The sequence below is a fragment of the Sabulicella glaciei genome, from assembly GCF_026183895.1.
In the GTDB taxonomy this organism is placed as follows: Bacteria; Pseudomonadota; Alphaproteobacteria; order Acetobacterales; family Acetobacteraceae; genus Roseococcus; species Roseococcus glaciei.
This window is the reverse complement of the sequence record NZ_JAPFQI010000021.1, coordinates 39,985-54,456: the sequence shown is the minus strand read 5'-3', so window position 1 is coordinate 54,456 and position 14,472 is coordinate 39,985. Positions and strand designations below refer to the sequence as shown.

At 73.9% G+C, this 14,472-nt stretch carries 19 protein-coding genes; 4 read left to right on the top strand and 15 right to left on the bottom strand.

Translation table 11 applies throughout. The annotated features are described in order from the left end of the window. Positions 1 to 2: 2 nt before the first annotated feature. The 4 genes from OF850_RS19410 to OF850_RS19395 all read right to left on the bottom strand — a co-directional run bounded on the left by OF850_RS19410 (position 3) and on the right by OF850_RS19395 (position 2,218). Entirely contained in the window at positions 3 to 461 is a 459-nt protein-coding gene (locus tag OF850_RS19410; RefSeq protein ID WP_301591988.1) for a carboxymuconolactone decarboxylase family protein, read from the bottom strand. A gap of 79 nt (positions 462 to 540) precedes the next feature. Next, on the bottom strand, positions 541 to 1,335 hold the full coding sequence (locus OF850_RS19405) for a GNAT family N-acetyltransferase (protein ID WP_301591987.1): 795 nt from the start codon (positions 1,333 to 1,335) through the stop codon (positions 541 to 543). Continuing rightward, positions 1,332 to 1,730 (bottom strand): Fur family transcriptional regulator, encoded by a 399-nt coding sequence (locus OF850_RS19400; protein ID WP_301592007.1) that lies wholly within the window; start codon positions 1,728 to 1,730, stop codon positions 1,332 to 1,334. The genes OF850_RS19405 and OF850_RS19400 overlap by 4 nt, the downstream gene beginning before the upstream one ends. A 62-nt stretch (positions 1,731 to 1,792) precedes the next feature. Beyond that, a complete protein-coding gene (locus OF850_RS19395; protein ID WP_301591986.1) occupies positions 1,793 to 2,218 on the bottom strand; it encodes a MucR family transcriptional regulator in 426 nt (141 codons plus the stop codon). Positions 2,219 to 2,319: 101 nt separating this feature from the next. Here OF850_RS19395 and OF850_RS19390 point away from each other — a divergent pair, with 101 nt between their 5' ends. Next, on the top strand, positions 2,320 to 2,538 hold the full coding sequence (locus OF850_RS19390) for a sulfurtransferase TusA family protein (RefSeq protein WP_301591985.1): 219 nt from the start codon (positions 2,320 to 2,322) through the stop codon (positions 2,536 to 2,538). Here OF850_RS19390 and OF850_RS19385 read toward each other — a convergent pair. Genes OF850_RS19385 through OF850_RS19370 form a run of 4 tightly spaced genes read right to left on the bottom strand, consistent with a single transcriptional unit; the run spans position 2,525 to position 5,098 of the window. Beyond that, positions 2,525 to 2,965, bottom strand: a complete 441-nt coding sequence (locus OF850_RS19385; protein WP_301591984.1) for a GNAT family N-acetyltransferase — start codon at positions 2,963 to 2,965, stop codon at positions 2,525 to 2,527. The genes OF850_RS19390 and OF850_RS19385 overlap by 14 nt on opposite strands. Then, positions 2,962 to 3,567, bottom strand: a complete 606-nt coding sequence (gene tsaB, locus OF850_RS19380; RefSeq protein WP_301591983.1) for a tRNA (adenosine(37)-N6)-threonylcarbamoyltransferase complex dimerization subunit type 1 TsaB — start codon at positions 3,565 to 3,567, stop codon at positions 2,962 to 2,964. Before tsaB ends, OF850_RS19385 begins: the two co-directional genes overlap by 4 nt. Before the next feature lie 27 nt (positions 3,568 to 3,594). Next, complete coding sequence (locus tag OF850_RS19375) at positions 3,595 to 4,434, bottom strand: FtsX-like permease family protein (RefSeq protein ID WP_301591982.1); 840 nt, start codon at positions 4,432 to 4,434, stop codon at positions 3,595 to 3,597. Then, positions 4,427 to 5,098, bottom strand: a complete 672-nt coding sequence (locus OF850_RS19370) for a cell division ATP-binding protein FtsE (protein ID WP_301591981.1) — start codon at positions 5,096 to 5,098, stop codon at positions 4,427 to 4,429. Before OF850_RS19370 ends, OF850_RS19375 begins: the two co-directional genes overlap by 8 nt. Positions 5,099 to 5,166: 68 nt before the next feature. Between OF850_RS19370 and OF850_RS19365 the strand changes: the two genes are divergently transcribed. After that, positions 5,167 to 5,634, top strand: a complete 468-nt coding sequence (locus tag OF850_RS19365) for a zinc-ribbon domain-containing protein (protein WP_301591980.1) — start codon at positions 5,167 to 5,169, stop codon at positions 5,632 to 5,634. Between the two features lie 55 nt (positions 5,635 to 5,689). On the opposite strand, the gene OF850_RS19360 is transcribed toward OF850_RS19365, so the two are convergent. Further along, positions 5,690 to 6,109: a DoxX family protein gene (locus OF850_RS19360; RefSeq protein ID WP_301591979.1), complete on the bottom strand. Its 420-nt coding sequence runs from the start codon at positions 6,107 to 6,109 to the stop codon at positions 5,690 to 5,692. A gap of 93 nt (positions 6,110 to 6,202) precedes the next feature. Between OF850_RS19360 and OF850_RS19355 the strand changes: the two genes are divergently transcribed. After that, entirely contained in the window at positions 6,203 to 7,111 is a 909-nt protein-coding gene (locus tag OF850_RS19355) for a LysR family transcriptional regulator (protein WP_301591978.1), read from the top strand. 70 nt (positions 7,112 to 7,181) lie between these two features. Here OF850_RS19355 and OF850_RS19350 read toward each other — a convergent pair whose 3' ends face one another. The 3 genes from OF850_RS19350 to OF850_RS19340 form a co-directional block, all read right to left on the bottom strand. Beyond that, positions 7,182 to 7,709 (bottom strand): biliverdin-producing heme oxygenase, encoded by a 528-nt coding sequence (locus OF850_RS19350; RefSeq protein ID WP_301591977.1) that lies wholly within the window; start codon positions 7,707 to 7,709, stop codon positions 7,182 to 7,184. Further along, on the bottom strand, positions 7,706 to 10,279 hold the full coding sequence (locus tag OF850_RS19345; protein WP_301591976.1) for an HWE histidine kinase domain-containing protein: 2,574 nt from the start codon (positions 10,277 to 10,279) through the stop codon (positions 7,706 to 7,708). Before OF850_RS19345 ends, OF850_RS19350 begins: the two co-directional genes overlap by 4 nt. A 111-nt stretch (positions 10,280 to 10,390) precedes the next feature. Then, the gene (locus tag OF850_RS19340) at positions 10,391 to 11,623 is read right to left on the bottom strand and encodes an MFS transporter (protein WP_301591975.1); all 1,233 of its coding nucleotides are present in this window, start codon (positions 11,621 to 11,623) and stop codon (positions 10,391 to 10,393) included. A 44-nt stretch (positions 11,624 to 11,667) separates the two neighbouring features. Here OF850_RS19340 and OF850_RS19335 point away from each other — a divergent pair, with 44 nt between their 5' ends. Further along, complete coding sequence (locus OF850_RS19335; protein WP_301591974.1) at positions 11,668 to 12,441, top strand: AraC family ligand binding domain-containing protein; 774 nt, start codon at positions 11,668 to 11,670, stop codon at positions 12,439 to 12,441. On the opposite strand, the gene OF850_RS19330 is transcribed toward OF850_RS19335, so the two are convergent. Genes OF850_RS19330 through OF850_RS19320 form a run of 3 tightly spaced genes read right to left on the bottom strand, consistent with a single transcriptional unit; the run spans position 12,419 to position 14,424 of the window. Beyond that, a complete protein-coding gene (locus OF850_RS19330) occupies positions 12,419 to 13,570 on the bottom strand; it encodes a cupin domain-containing protein (RefSeq protein WP_301591973.1) in 1,152 nt (383 codons plus the stop codon). The genes OF850_RS19335 and OF850_RS19330 overlap by 23 nt on opposite strands. Further along, positions 13,567 to 14,034 carry a hypothetical protein gene (locus OF850_RS19325; RefSeq protein ID WP_301591972.1) on the bottom strand — a complete coding sequence of 156 codons (468 nt, stop codon included), beginning with the start codon at positions 14,032 to 14,034 and terminating at the stop codon, positions 13,567 to 13,569. The genes OF850_RS19330 and OF850_RS19325 overlap by 4 nt, the downstream gene beginning before the upstream one ends. Positions 14,035 to 14,037: 3 nt before the next feature. Then, positions 14,038 to 14,424, bottom strand: a complete 387-nt coding sequence (locus OF850_RS19320) for a hypothetical protein (protein ID WP_301591971.1) — start codon at positions 14,422 to 14,424, stop codon at positions 14,038 to 14,040. Positions 14,425 to 14,472: the final 48 nt, after the last annotated feature.

The window sequence follows — 14,472 nt, the reverse complement described above, 5'->3', positions numbered from 1 at the left end:
GGTCAGGCCGCCCGCGCCGCCGGCAGGGCCGGGCTCTTGCGGAAGCCGATGGCCAGCCGGTTCCACGCGTTGATCGAGGCGATCTGCAGGGACAGGCTCACGATCTCGGCCTCGGTGAAATGCGGCCGCAGCGCGTCGTAATCCGCATCCGGCGCGCGGGTGGCGGCGACCAGGGTCAGTGCCTCGGTCCAGGCGAGGGCCGCGCGTTCCCGGTCCGTGTAGTGCGGCGCCTCCCGCCACGCATCGAGCAGCAGCAGGCGCTCCTCGCTTTCCCCGGCGCGGCGGGCGTCGCGGGCGTGCATGTCGATGCAGAAGGCGCAGCCATTCACCTGCGAGGCGCGCAGCTTCACCAAGTGGATCAGCCCGTGCTCCAGCCCGCTGCCGGCGATGGCGGCTTCCAGCTTTATCAGCGGCTGGAGCAGGGCAGGGGCGGTGGCGAGGAAGTCGAGGCGGGGGGTCATGGAACCAGTCCTTTCCGGGTTTTCCACCCACAGGACGAGGCAGCGCGCCCGCGCGTGACGGCGCGGCGCGAATTATTCCTTACCAGACGTTCTTTCGCTCGTAGTGGCGGAAGTACTTGTCCGTTACCAAGTCGGTCTTCACCACGACGCAGACATCGGTGGTGTTGAACGGGTCGTCCAGCACCGCGCCCTCGCCGACGAAGCCGCCCAGCCGCAGGTAGCCCTTGATGAGCGGCGGCAGCTCCAGCATGGCGCGCTTCGCGTCGAACCCGCCGGGCGGCAGCCGGTCCATCGGCACGTAGCGCTCGGGCAGGGCGCGCGGTCGCAGCGCCTCCGGGGCCAGGTGGTGGTGGTGCAGGTAGGAAAGCTGCGCCGCGTTGCGGTCGAGGTCGGTGCCGGGCAGGGAGGCGCAGCCGAACATCAGCCCGATGCGATGCGCGAAGACATAGGCCGCGATGCCCTGCCACAGCAATTGCAGCGTCCCACGCGTGCGGTAGGCGGCATCGGTGCAGGAACGGCCGAGCTCCAGCACCTCGCCCGGGAAGTCGAGCACGGGGCGGATATCGTACTCGTCCTCGGAATAGAAGCGACCCACCTCGGCCGCGGCCGCGCGGCGGATCAGCCGGTAGGTGCCGACAACGGATTCTGGCCCTTCGCCGCGGTCGTGGTCCAGCACCAGCAGGTGGTCGGCCACCGCGTCATAGGAATCGGCGTCGCGGCCGCTCTCGGCCGTCGCGGCATCGGGGCGGGCGCCCATCTCGCCGAAGAAGACGCGGAAGCGCAGGGCCTGCGCCGCCTCCACCTCCCGCGCGTCGCGGGCCAGCCGCACCCCGAGATTGCCGGCGCGCAGCTCTTCGAAGGGAAGGTCGTTCATCCGCGTTTTGCCGGTGCCTTGCGCCCGAAGATCTCAAGACGGAGCTGCACGAGGTCGAAGCCCAGGCGCCGGGCGATGGTGCGGGCCAGTGCGTCGTGCTCCGCATCGGCGAATTCGATCACCGTCCCGGTGTCCACGTCGATCAGGTGATGGTGGTGGCCGCGATCGGCCGGGTCGAAGCGGGCGCGGCCGCCGCCGAAGTCGCGGCGCTCCAGGATGCCCTTCTCCTCCAGCAGCCGGACGGTGCGGTACACCGTGGCGACGGAGACGCGGGCATCCAGGGCGGAGGCGCGGCGGTACAGCTCTTCCACGTCGGGATGGTCTTCCGCCTCGCTCAGCACGCGGGCGATCAGGCGGCGCTGCCCCGTCATCTTCAGACCGCGCTCGATGCACATGCGCTCGATCCGCGAGGGATCGGGGCGCTCGGCGGCAGGGCGTGCGGTGGCGGCGCGCAAGCTCAGCCCTTGGCGCCCTTGCGGCCCTGGGTGCCGAGCCCGATCTTCTTGGCCAGCGAGGAGCGATGCTTGGCGTAGTTCGGCGCGACCATGGGATAGTCGGGCGGCAGGCCCCACTTCTCCCGGTATTGTTCAGGCGTCATGCTGTAGGCGGTCTGGAGATGCCGCTTCAGCATCTTCATCTTCTTTCCGTCCTCCAGGCAGATCAGGTAGTCGGGCGTCACCGACTTCTTGACCGGCACGGCGGGCGTAAGCTTTTCCGGCTCCGGACGGGGCGCGGGACCAGAGCCGAGATGCAAAAGCGTGCGATGGACTTCAGTGATCAGGTTAGGGAGATCGGTCACCGAGACGGAATTGTTGGAAACATGCGCCGAGACGATTTCGGCCGTCAATCCGAGCAGGTCTGCGCCGGCCGTTGTTTCGGACATGATCAATCTCCCTCCGTCGTAGGGGGAAGGGATATTCACTTTCAGCGCCGATCCGCAAGCCTCATCTTGAGAAATTCAGCGCGATTTTCATGGGAGTTCAAATGAAAGCACCGGATCACTGCCTCGACATCACGCGCGAGACATGCCCGATGACCTTTGTGCGCGCCCGGCTGCAGCTGGACCGCATGGCGTCGGGCGAGGTGCTGGAGCTGCGCTTCGCCGGGGAGGAGCCGCGCCGCAACCTGCCCCGCACCCTGCGCGAGCAGGGCTACGAGCTGCTGGAGGAGGGCGAGGACGTGCTGTGGGTCAGGAAGCCGTGACGGGCTTCAGCGGCAGGCGCAGCACCGCCGCGTCGCGCCCCGCGCCGTAATAGCCCGGCCGCCGCCCGACGCGCCGGAAGCCCAGCGCGGCATAGAGCGCGAGGGCGGGGGCGTTCCCCTCCTCCACCTCCAGGAACAGCGCCTCCGCCCCCAGCGCCGCGGCGAAGGCGGCCGCGTCCTCCACCAGCCGGCGCCCCAGCCCGCGCCGACGCGCCGCCGGCTGCACGGCCAGGGTGATGATCTCCGCCTCGCCCCCCGCCGCGCGGGCCAGCACGAAGCCGCCCTCCGCGCGCAGGGCGAAGCAGCCGGGGCTCCCGAGCAGGCTGGCGAAGGCGTCCTCGTCCCAGGCATCGCCGGGGGGAAAGGCCTCGTGATGCAGCGCAGCGAGCAGCGGCGCTTCCTCCGGTCCGGCGAGGCGTGGCGTCACGTGGTGGCCGGCGGCTCGACATAGAGCGGTTCCGCCATGCGGGGCGCGACATCGCCGCGCAGGCGGCGCAGCGCCACGCGCGCCAGCCCCGGCGCGCCGGGCCGCCGCACCGGCGTCAGCAGGACCCGCGCCCCCCGCGCCAGGAGGCGGGCAGCCGCACGCGGCGCCGCATCCCCGGCGAGGCGTACCGGCCCCTCCGGCATGGGCAGCGCCGTCTCCGCGAGGGCCACGGCCTCGCCCGGCCCTTCCAGGAAGAGCGCGCCGCGCCGGTTGTCCGTGGCGCTCCAGACCGGCCAGCCCGGGCCGCACTCCGCGGCCATCGCCTCGCCGGCCGAAACGCCGCAGAGCGGCAGGTTCCGCGCCAGGGCGAGGCCCTCCGCCAGGGCCAGGGCGGCGCGGATGCCGGTGAAGGAGCCGGGGCCGACGCAGACCGCCACCGCCTCCGGCATCCCGGCCTCTTCCAGCACCGCCTCGACGAGCGGGGGCAGGGCGGCGGGCTGGCCGTGGCGTCCCGCCAAGCTCCGCTCGGTCAGCAAGGTTTCCCCGTCGCAAAGGGCGGCGAGACAGCGATCGCCGGCGGCGTCGAGGAGGAGGAGGCGCATCGCGCCCCGCTTCGCACCCGCACCGGCTCAGGGCAAGCGGCGCAGCCAGGCGCGCAGCGTCAGCCGTGCCGTCAGCCAGCCGATCGCCGCGGCGGCGAGGGGCAAGGCCGCCAGCCCCGTCCAGGGCAGGTCGTCCCAGGCGGCGGGGCGCGACAGGGCAACCGGCACCGCCGCCCCGGCCAGGAACCACAGCGCCAGAGCCGCGGCGGCCGTGCCCGCCGCCGCCCCGCCCAGGCACAGCACGGCCAGCCGCGTCGCGAAGCGTCCGGCGATGTCGGAATCCCGCGCGCCCAATTCGTGCAGGATCACGATGGTTTCGCGCCGCGCCGCGATGCCGGCGCGCGTCGCCACGGCCACCAGCGCCGCTGCCACCGCCGCGATCACCAGCAGCAGCAGCAGGGACAGGGCCCGGAGCCCGGCGGCCAGCGTCACCGCCTGGGCCACGCTTTCGCCGCGCCCCTCCAGCCGGGCGCCGGGCAGGGCGGAAACCGCCGCCTCCAGCCCCGCCCGGTCGGTGGGCGTCACCTCCAGGATGCGCGGCAGCGGCAGGCCCGGCACCTCGCCCACCCAGGGCGCGAGGAGTTCGCGCATCCGCGCCTCGGGCACGGGCGCGACCTCGGCATGGGGGGAAAGCGCCGCGGAGGCCGCCGCGAGGTCGGCCCCGGCGGGCAGCGTCACCAAGGCAGGGCCGGCGGCACCCGCCTGCCAGCGCTGCGCCAGCTGCCCGGCGCCATGCGCCCCGGCCAGCGCCAGGGCGGCGAGCAGCGCCATGGCCGCCACCAGCGCCGGCAGCAGCCGGTCGGCGAAGGCGCGCCGCAGTCCCAGCGGGTCGCGGCCGCGCAGCCCGCGCAGCGCGCCCCTAGCCATGCGACACCAGCCTTCCCTCCTCCAGCCGCAGGGCGGGGGCGGGGTATTCCACGGGCAGGGTCTCGCTGTGGGTGGCGACCACGACGGTGGTGCCCATGCGGTGCAATTCCCGCAGCAGGGCGATGACGCGCCGCGCCTGCGCCTCGTCCAGGTTCGCGGTCGGCTCGTCAGCCACCAGAAGGGAGGGTCGCGCCACGATGGCCCGCGCGATGGCGAGGCGCTGGCGCTCGCCGCCCGACAGGATCTCCGGCGGCTCCTCCGCCCGGTGCTCCAGCCCGACCCAGCGCAGCATCTCCCCCACATCGGCGGTGAGACGCATCTCCGTCACGCCCTGGATGCGGAGCGGCAGGGCCACGTTCTCGTAGGCCGAAAGATGCGGCAGCAGCCGGTCATCCTGGAACACCACGCCGATCCGCCGCCGCAGCCCGGTCAACGCCCAGCGCGACAGCCGCGCGACATCCTCGCCCAGCACCTCGACGCGGCCTTCCGTGGCGCGCAGCGACAGGTGCATCAGCCGCAGCAAGGAGGACTTGCCCGCGCCCGAGGGACCCAGCAGCCAGTTGAAGGAGGCCGGCGCCAGCTCGAAGGACACGCCCAAGAGCCCCCAGGCCGCCCGTCCGCGCGGCCCCCCGTAGCGCATGCCGACCCCGGTGAAGCGAACCAATCCCCTGCCCCTTTCCGTCCAGCGCCCCTTGTAGGCCACGGGGCGGGCTTGGCACATTCCGTCCCACGATGGACATCACCTGCCCGCAATGCGGCGCCGCCTACCGCGTGCCCGAGTCGCTCCTGGCGCCGGGCAAGAAGCTGCGCTGCGCCGCCTGCCGGCAGGATTGGGTGCCCGCGGCGGCCGACCCCGCCCCGCCGCCCGAGGCGGCCCCGCCCAGCCCTGCCCCGGCCGCGCCCCCAGCGCCGCGCCTGGAGGAGGCGCCCATGCCGCCGCCCGGGCTTCCGCCCCTGCCGCGCGGCCGGACGGAACTCGGCTCGCTTCCGCCGCCGCTCATGCCGGTGGCCGGGCCGCGCCCCATGCGTGACGCGCGGGAGGAAGCTCCCCGGCGGCGCGGCGGGGCGGGGCTTGCCCTGGCCTGGATCGCCAGCCTCGCCGTGCTGGCGGCGCTGGGGGCCGCGGTGGTGCTGCGCCACGGGGAGATCGCGCGCGCCTGGCCGCCCTTCGAGCGGGTGAGCCAGTTGCTGGGCGGCTGAACGCGAAAACCCCCGCGCGGCGGGGGCCACGCGGGGGTTCCGGAGGATCGGACGCTCAGGCGGTCCGGGGCAGCGCCGCCGGGCGGCCGACCGGAAGCCGCAGGGCGAAGGAGCCCGCCCCCAGCCCGGCCTGGGCCAGCGCCAGGACGGAAAGCAGGGCCGGGAACTCCCAGCCGCCGCCGGGGGAGGTGAAGAGCCAGCCCTGCCCGGCATGCTGCCAGGTGGCGCCGAGCAGGATAGGCAGCACAAGGAGGCTGGCCGGGCGCACCAGCACGCCGGCGATCAGCGCCAGCCCCGCCGCCGTCTCGCCCAGCGCCACGACGGCGCCGAGGATCGGGGGAAAGCCGAGCGAGCCGAAGAATTCCATGGTCCCGCCGAGGCCGAAGCCCAGGATCTTCAGGACGAAGCCATGGGCGAGCAGCACGAGGCCGAGGGAGATGCGAAGAAGGGCGATGGCATGGGACTGGGTGTTCATGGGGAGAAGTCTCCTGTTCCGTTGCCCAGAAGCTGACGCAGCGCCGCGAACCCTTCCAATGGGAAAGGCGAAGCTTCATCATCACCGGCGCGAATGACCGACCTGTCCCAGCTCGACCTCAACCTCCTGCGCGTCTTCGACGCCGTGGCGCGCGAGCGCCACGTCACCCGCGCGGCGGAGCGGCTGGGCCTGTCGCAGCCGGCCGTGTCCAACGCCCTGTCGCGGCTGCGCGCCGCGCTGGGGGATGAGCTGTTCCTGCGCCGCCCCGGCGGGGTGGAGCCGACGGCCTTTGCCCTCGCCCTCGCCGCCCCGGTGGCGGAGGCGCTGGACCGGCTGGCCGAAACCCTGGCCGCCCAGGCGCCCTTCGACCCCGCGACCAGCCGCCGCGTCTTTCCCGTCGCCTTCAGCGAATACGCGGAGGCTGTGCTGGCGCCGCGCCTCCTCGCCCGGCTGGGGCAGGAGGCGCCGGGCTGCCTGCTGGCCATCCGCCATGGCGACCGCACCAATGCCGAGGCGCTGCTGGAACGCGGCGACGCCATCCTCGCCGTCGCGGTGCTGCCAGAGCCGGGCGCGCTCTACACCCGCATCCGCCTGGTGCCCGAGGATTTCCGCACGTTGATGCGGCCCGACCATCCATTGGCGGAGGGCGGGCTGACGCTGGACCGCTTCCTGTCCGCGCCGCAGCTTCTCCATTCCCCCAACGGCTCGCGCGACGGGGCGCTGGACGTGGCGCTGGAGGGGACGGGACGGCAGCGGCGGCTGGGCGCGGTGGTGGCGCACCTGTCGGCCGTGCCGCAGATCCTGTTGCAGACCGACCTCCTCATCACCCTGTCCGCCCGCCTCGCCGAGGCGATGGCGGCGTCGCACGGCCTCGTCACCCGCCCGACCCCGGTGAATGTGCGTCACACGCGCCTGTCGCTGGTGTTCCACCGGCGGCTCGAGGCCGATGCCGGCCATGCCTGGCTGCGCCGCCTGATCCTGGCGGAGGCGCGGGAGGTTTGACGCTCCCACGAGAACGCCGCGCGTTTTCCGAGGGGTGCCGGTTTCTGCGCGGTTGCGCTCCTGGTGAACGCTAGGGGGTGCGTGCGGCCTTGAGAAAGGCCGCAAAGGCCGCGAGGGCGCCGGCGGCCGCGGCTTCGCGCCAGGCGGGGCCGGCGTCCTCCGCCTCCAGCAGCGCTATCACTGCGCGCCACAGCCCAGGCGGCGCGGGGGTCCGGAGAAAGGCGCCCGGCCATTCCGCCGGCACCTGCCGCGCCAGCATCGCCCCGCCGAGGCGCGAGCCCTCCAGCACGTAGATCGCGCCCAGCCGCGCCGCCTCGCCCGGCGGCAGCGCGAGGGGGGCGGGGGGCGGCATCGCCTCGCCCAGCGCCGCGAGGTCGGCTTCCAGCAAGGGCCCACGCCCGCGCCAGGGCGGCAGCAGGGCGCTAGGGTCCAGGTCGTGCTCCATCGCCGGCAGGACGCTGGCTTGGGCGCGCAGGAAACGGGTGTAGCCGTCGCGCCCGGCCATCGCGTAGGCGCCGAAGGCCTCGTCCACCGCGTCATGCGCCGCGCGCGTCGCCTGGCGCAGGAATTCGCGGCTTCCCGCCTCGGCCACGGTCACGGGCGCGCCGTGGTGGGCGTCCCGAGACGGGCGAAGGCGGCCAGCAGGCTGTCCGCCTCGAAGGGCTTCTGCAGCACCGGCACGTTCTCCATCGCGTCGGAGATGAAGGAGGCCTCGCCATAGCCCGTGGCGAAGACAAAGGGCACGCCCATCGCCTGCAGCCGCTCCGCCACCGGCACGGAGTTGCCCCGCCCCAGGTTGAAGTCGAGGATGGCGAGGTCGGGCCGCAACTCCTGCAGCAGCCGGAACGCCCCTTCGGCCGAGGCCGCCGTCTCCACCGAGCGCGCGCCGAGATTCATCAGCAGGTCCTCGGTTTCCAGCGCGATGATGAGGTTGTCCTCCACCAGCAGCACCGTGTCCGGCAGCCCGGCTCCGGAGGCGGCGGGCGCGGCGGCGGGAAGGGGCTGCGGCGTGCCCTCGCCCGTGCCGTCGCGCAGGTGCTGCGCCGGCAGGGTGAAGCGCGCCACCAGCCCGTCGGGCCGGTAGTCCAGATCCGCCGTGCCGTTCAGCTCGTGCGGGATGGTGCGCTCGATGATGGTGGAGCCGAAGCCGCGCCGCGACGGCGCCTGCACCGGCGGGCCGCCGCTTTCCGTCCAGTCCAGCACCAGCGCGCCCAGCGCGTCGCGGCCGATGGTGATGCGGATCAGCCCGTGCGAGCCGAGCAGCGCCCCGTACTTCGCCGCGTTGGTGATCATCTCGTGCAGCACGAGGGCGAGGGTGGCCACGGCGCCCGGCTCCACCGTCACGTCGCCGCCCTCGATGATCAGCCGCTCGCGCGACACGCCCAGATAGGCCTCCGCCTCGCGCAGGATCATGCTGCGCAGCGACACCGACTCGCCGCTGCCGTCGTTGATCTGGTCATGCGCGCGCGACAGCGCCTGGATGCGCTGGCTGACGATGCGCGAGAACTCCGCGACCGAGTCCGCGCCGCCGCGGCTCTGCGCGACGATGCCGCGCGTGAGGCTCAGGATGTTGCGGACGCGGTGGTTCAGCTCCGCGATCAGCAATTCCTGCCGGTCCTGCGCGGCGTGGAAGGCGCGCTCCGCGCGGTCGGCGAGGCGCAGCGCCACTTCCAGCAGGGTGACGCGCAGCGATTCCGCGAGCGTCGTTTCCGTCAGGCCCCAGGGGACCGAACGGCCGCGCACCGTTTCCTCCCAGGCCTCGAAGCTCTTGCGCGGCGACAGGCGCAGCCCGTCCGCGCTCGGCTCCAGCGCCTTGGCGGGGCGGCCGGCCCAGGTGACCTTGCGCGCCGCCTCCTTGCGGAAGAACAGGATCCAGTCGCGCGGGGAGCGCGGCAGCGGCACGGCCAGCATCCCGCTGCCGATCGCCGCGAAGGCAATGGCCGGCGGATGGATCGCGCCCAGCGAGTCCATCGCCAGCACTCGCCCCTCCGAACGCGTTTCCAGCAGGGTGATCAGCGAATGCAGCGCCTCCTGGGAGGGCACGTCGCCATCCGCCGTCACCCGCCCGCCCAGGCACAGCGCCAGCCCGTCCGCCTCCATCTGCGCGCGCAGCGGCGCGAGGTGATCGGCCAAGCCGGCCAGGCCGGAGCCGCGCGACAGCAACGCATCGGCCAGGCGGGCATGGGTCTCGTAGGCCACGCGCTCCGCCGCGCGTCCCGCCTCGCGCTCGCGGCTTTCCAGCAGCCAGGACAGCATCTGGCCGAGGAAGTCGATCGCGGAGCGCTTGGCCAGAGAGAGGGTGCAGGGCTTCAGGTTGTGGCAGGCCAGCAGGCCCCAAAGCCGTCCCTGCCGCAGGATGGACACGGAAAGCGAGGCCGCGACGCCCATGTTGCGGAGATATTCGAGATGCACGGGCGAGACGGCGCGCCCCACGCTCATGGACAGGTCGAGCGGCAGCCCCGAGGCGTCCAGCGCCGGAACGATGGGGACGGGCAACGCCGTCGCGTCGGCGATGACGCGGATGGTGTTGCGCTCGTACAGCGCCCGCGCCTGGCGCGGGATGTCGGAGGCGGGGAAGCGCTGTCCCAGGAAGGAGCCCAGCCCGGCGCGCGCCGCCTCCGCCACCACCTCGCCCGAGCCATCCTCGTCGAAGCGGTACATCATCACGCGGTCGAAGCCCGACAGGGCGCGCAGATGGCGCGTCACCGAGCGGCACAGGGCGGGGTAGTCGGCGATGTTCTGCAGCCGCCCGATCGCGTCGCGCACCGCGGCGGCGGCGCCCGCATCCTCCGGCGCGTGGCGCTCGAACTCCAGCACGAAGCCGTCGGCCGCCATGTGCACCGCCACGTCCACCGGCGCGCGGCCGGGAAAGGCGTGCAGGCCGAAGAGCGACTCCACATGCGCCGTGCCCATCAGCATCTGCAGGCGCGAGCGGATCTCGTGCACCGCCTCGCCATCCAGGATGTCGCGCGCCTCCGTGCCGATCAGCGCCTCGGGCGCGATGCCGGTCCATTCGGCGGCATTGGCGGAGGCGCGGCGAATCTCCCAATCCGGCGAGATGGCGAGCAGGAAGCCGAAGGGCTGGATGCCGCCAAGCAGGTGGATGGGTTCGCGGTCGCAGGCCGAAAGATCGGTCTGGTTGGGGGCGCCAGGGCCGGTTTCTCGCATGATCCAGCCTCCGGCGCAGCGCCGCGCGCAGGATGCGCGACGTGGCCGAATGCAGCAGAGATTCCATGCCCCGTCAAAAAAGGCGGGACCGGGGCGAAGCCTCCGGCGATGTCACTCCGCCGGCTGCACGCGCGGCCCCGAAGGCTCCGTCCACAGCTCCGGCCGCAGCTCTTCCGGGCGGTTGGGGAAGAACAGGGCGCAGAGCAGCGTCACCGCCGCCACCCCGGCCAGCACCAGCATGGTGAGGGCGAGGTTGCCCGTCGCCTCGTGCAGGAGGCCGACCAGCGGCGCGGCCACGGCGGCGCCCATGAAGCCGACCGTGAAGCGCACCGAGTACAGCTTGGCGCGCAGTTCCGGCGCGACGTAGCGCGCCGTCATCGTCTCGTTCACCGTCACCTGGCCGAAGATCGCGGCGGCGACGATCGCGGAGACGGGCAGCACCGCCCAGCCCTGGAGGAAGGACAGCGCGAGCAGCCCCGGCACCAGCACCAGTGCCAGCGGCATGAAGACAGATTTCAGCGTGCGCCGATCGATCATCCGCCCCACCGTGTACTGGGTGACGCCGCCGCAGATCGTCGCCAGGAAGGCGAGCATGCCCACCACGGGCAGGAGGTCGGGGCTGTCGGCCAGCCGCTCCTCCATCAGCTTGGGCAGCAGCAGGGTGAAGGCGTTGAAGACGAGGCCGGACACGGCGGCGATCAGCAGCAGCGTGGTGACGGCGCGGCGCACCACCGGCTGCGGGATCACCGGGAAGGGGCGCGTGGAGACGCCGGCCTTGCGGGCGTCGTAGGCCGGCTCCCGCATGTAGAGCAGCCCGATGGCGACGGAGAACAGCCCGGGCAGGATGAAGCCCCAGCGCCAGCCCAGCGCGGCGGCCAGGAAGGCGGTCACGACCGGCGCCAGCGCCACGCCGAGGTTGCCGAACACGCCGTTGATGCCCATGGCGCGGCCCACGCGGTCGCCCCCCGCCTCGGCCACGATGGCGGTGCCGATCGGGTGGTAGATCGCCGCGAAGGCGCCGAACCCGGCCAGCCCGAGCGCCAGCGAGACCGGCCCCGTGGCGAGGCCCGCCAGCACCAGCGAGGCCCCCGCGCCCAGGAAGAATGCCACCATCAGCGCCTTGCGCCCCCACCTCGCCGCGAGGTGCCCCATGGGCAGCGCCCCGATCCCGTAGACCACGAACATGGCGGTGCCGAGGGCGAGGATCGGCCCATATTCGCCCCCGAACCGCCCGGCTTCCTGCTGCGTCATCGCGAGCACGGCCGTGGCGAGGATCAGCAGCCCGTAATGGGTCAGGCTGTGCGCGGCATTGATGAAGGCGATCTGGCGGGTGGTGGCGCTCATGGGCGCCAGTCTATGCTGTCCACCTCGCGACGTCCGGACGGATCATGTCGGCAAACGGACAGAACCCGCGCACCCTGGCGCAGGAACAGGTGGACCGGCCCCTGGCCGCCTTCGCGCGCGACTATCGCGGCGGCGAGGTGACGGGCTGGCACCACCACGCCCGCGCCCAGCTCCTCTACGCCACGCGCGGGGTGATGCGCGTCGGCACAGAGGCGGCGGGCTTCACCGTGCCGCCCGGCCGCGCCCTGTGGGTGCCCGCCCGCATGGGGCACGAGGTCCGCACGGAGGGCGAGGTGGCGATGCGCGCCCTGTTCTTTCGCGAGGATGCGGCGCGGGTGGGCGAAAGCCGCGCCGCCGTGCTCGGCGTCTCGCCCCTGCTGCGGGAGCTGATCCTGGCCGCCTGCGCCGAGCCGCTGGAATGGGACGAGGCGGGACGCGGCGGCCACCTCGCCGCGCTGATCGCCGAGGAGGTGGCGCGCGCCCCGCGCCTGCCCCTCGCCGTGCCGGCCCTGCGCGACCCGCGGCTGCGGCGCCTGGCCGAGGCGCTGCGCGCCGACCCGGCCAGCAAGCTGACGCTGGAGGAGCATGCGGCGCGCTGCGGCGCCAGCGCCCGCACCCTGGCGCGGCTGTTCCGGGGGGAGACGGGGATGGGCTTCGCGCGATGGCGCCAGACGCTGCGCCTCGCCGAGGCGGCGGCGCTGCTGTCCCAGGGCGCGACCCCGGCGCGGGCCGCGGCCGCGGTGGGCTACGACAGCGCCCCGGCCTTCGGCGCGGCCTTCCGCGCCGCCTTCGGCGTCACGCCGGGGGCGGGTCGCTGACGGGCTCCAGCAGGCCCATCCGCCAAAGCTTCTCCGCCAGGGCACGGTCGGCCGGGACCGCGCCCTCGGCCAGGGCCACCACCGACTCCGCCTCCTCCGGCGTCAGGGCGAGCCGGCCGCCGCTCCAATGCAGCGAGGCCGCGCCATCCGGCGCCTGGGCCAGATGGTGATGCATCCCGTCGGAAAGCCGTAGCGCCCCCTCCGGCATGGGGGCGAAGAGGCCGCGCGCGGGTAGGGGCTGACGGTCGCGCGACAACTGCTCCAGCAGGAGGTTGGCCAGCCGCTCCGCCTGTTCCGCCCCGGCGAGCCGCGCCAGCTTCGCCGCCAGCGCCGACTCGAACTCGGTCTCGCCGATGCGCCAGGTGGGCACGGCCTCGCGCAGCGCCGGGTCGTCCAGCTCCGCCGCGTCCACCAGGGCGCGGATCGCCTGCGCCCAGGACGGCTCCAGCAGCCCGATCGTGATGTGCAGGGAGCGCTCGCCCGGCTCCGTCGCCGCGTCGTGCATCACCCCGCGCGGGAGGTAGAGCGCGTCGCCCGGCGCCAGCGACACCAGGTGCGGCTCCCCCTCGGGCGCGAGGTGGCCGGGCCAGGGGGTGCGGCGCGTCGGCCGCTCCACCCGCTCCCCGTCCCAGACGCGCCAGCGCTTGCGGCCTTCGACTTGCAGCACCAGCACGTCATGCGTGTCGTAATGGGTGCGGAAGCCCTGAGCCCCAGGCGGGGTCAGGTAGATGTTGGCCTGCACCGCGTGGAGGAACAGCTTCTCCAGCCCGCGGCAGAAGCGCTGCAGGGGCGGGTGCGTCTCGTGGAACTGCGACAGGACGAGCGACGCCCCGGCATCGAAGCGGCCAAGCAGGCGCGGCAGGTCCACCCGCCCATCGGGCAGGGCGAACTCGTCCTCCGGCACGCCGGCGCTCCCCTCGCGCGCCTCGTCTGCCATGGAAACGCGCGGCGAGCGGGCGCCGTCCGTCCGCAGATGCGCGTCCAGGTCGGAAACGGACAGCAGCCCGGCGAAGCGCGCCGGGTCGTTGCCGCGGAACAGGCGCCAGTCCCGGCCTTCGCGCAGCGCCAGCACCTCCTCCACCGCCAGCCCGGGAAAGGCGGTGGCGAAGGCCTCCTCGGCGAGGCTCACCAGCCGGTCCGGCCCCGGCCTGGGGCGTCGCGCGGGTCGCTGTCGGTCCGGCCGGTGCGGTAGGGGACGGTGACCCCGCGCCCGCGCCCCGGCGCGTCGCGCGGATCGCTGTCCGAACGTCCGCTGTAGCCGCCGCGCCCCTGGCCCACCCCGTCGCGGGGGTCGCTGTCCGTGCGGCCGGTGGCGTAGCCGAGATTGCCGCGCCCGGCGCCCACATGGTCGTTCGGGTCGCTGTCCGTCCGGCCGGACCCGTAGCCATAGCCGCGCCCCTGGCCGACGCCGTCGCGTGGGTCGCTATCCGTGCGGCCCGTGCCCACGGGACCGATCGGAACCGGCACGGGCACGGCATAGACCGGCTGCGGCTGGACTGGCACGCAGCCCGCCAGCGCCGCTGCCCCAGCGGAAAGCTTCAGCGCCAGGAGGCGCCGCCCCAGCCTGCCCTTTCCGGCCTCATCCTCCGCCATGGCTCAGCGCCTCCCCCGGCCGACCCCGTCCGACGGGTCGTTGTCCGTCCGGCCGGAGCGGCCATAGCCCGCCGCGTCGCGGGGGTCGTTGTCGGACCGGCCGGTGCCGGCGCCACGCCCGCGTCCCACCCCATCCGTCGGGTCGTTGTCGGTGGGGCCGCGCGCTCGGGCACGGCCGCGTCCCGCCCCGTCCGTCGGGTCGTTGTCGGTGCGGCCCGAACGGCCATAGCCGGCGGCGTCGCGCGGGTCGTTGTCGGACCGTCCGCTTTGCGCCGCAGCACCCCCCGCCACCACCGCCCCGGCCCCCAGGCCGAGCGCCGCGCGCGTCACGAGGAGGCGCCGCCGCAGGCGCGGGGAGCCGGAACCGGATGGATCGGAATCGCTGGACATTTCGTGCTTCTTCGAGCTTGCCTCGATGGGCAGGATGCGCCGATCCGT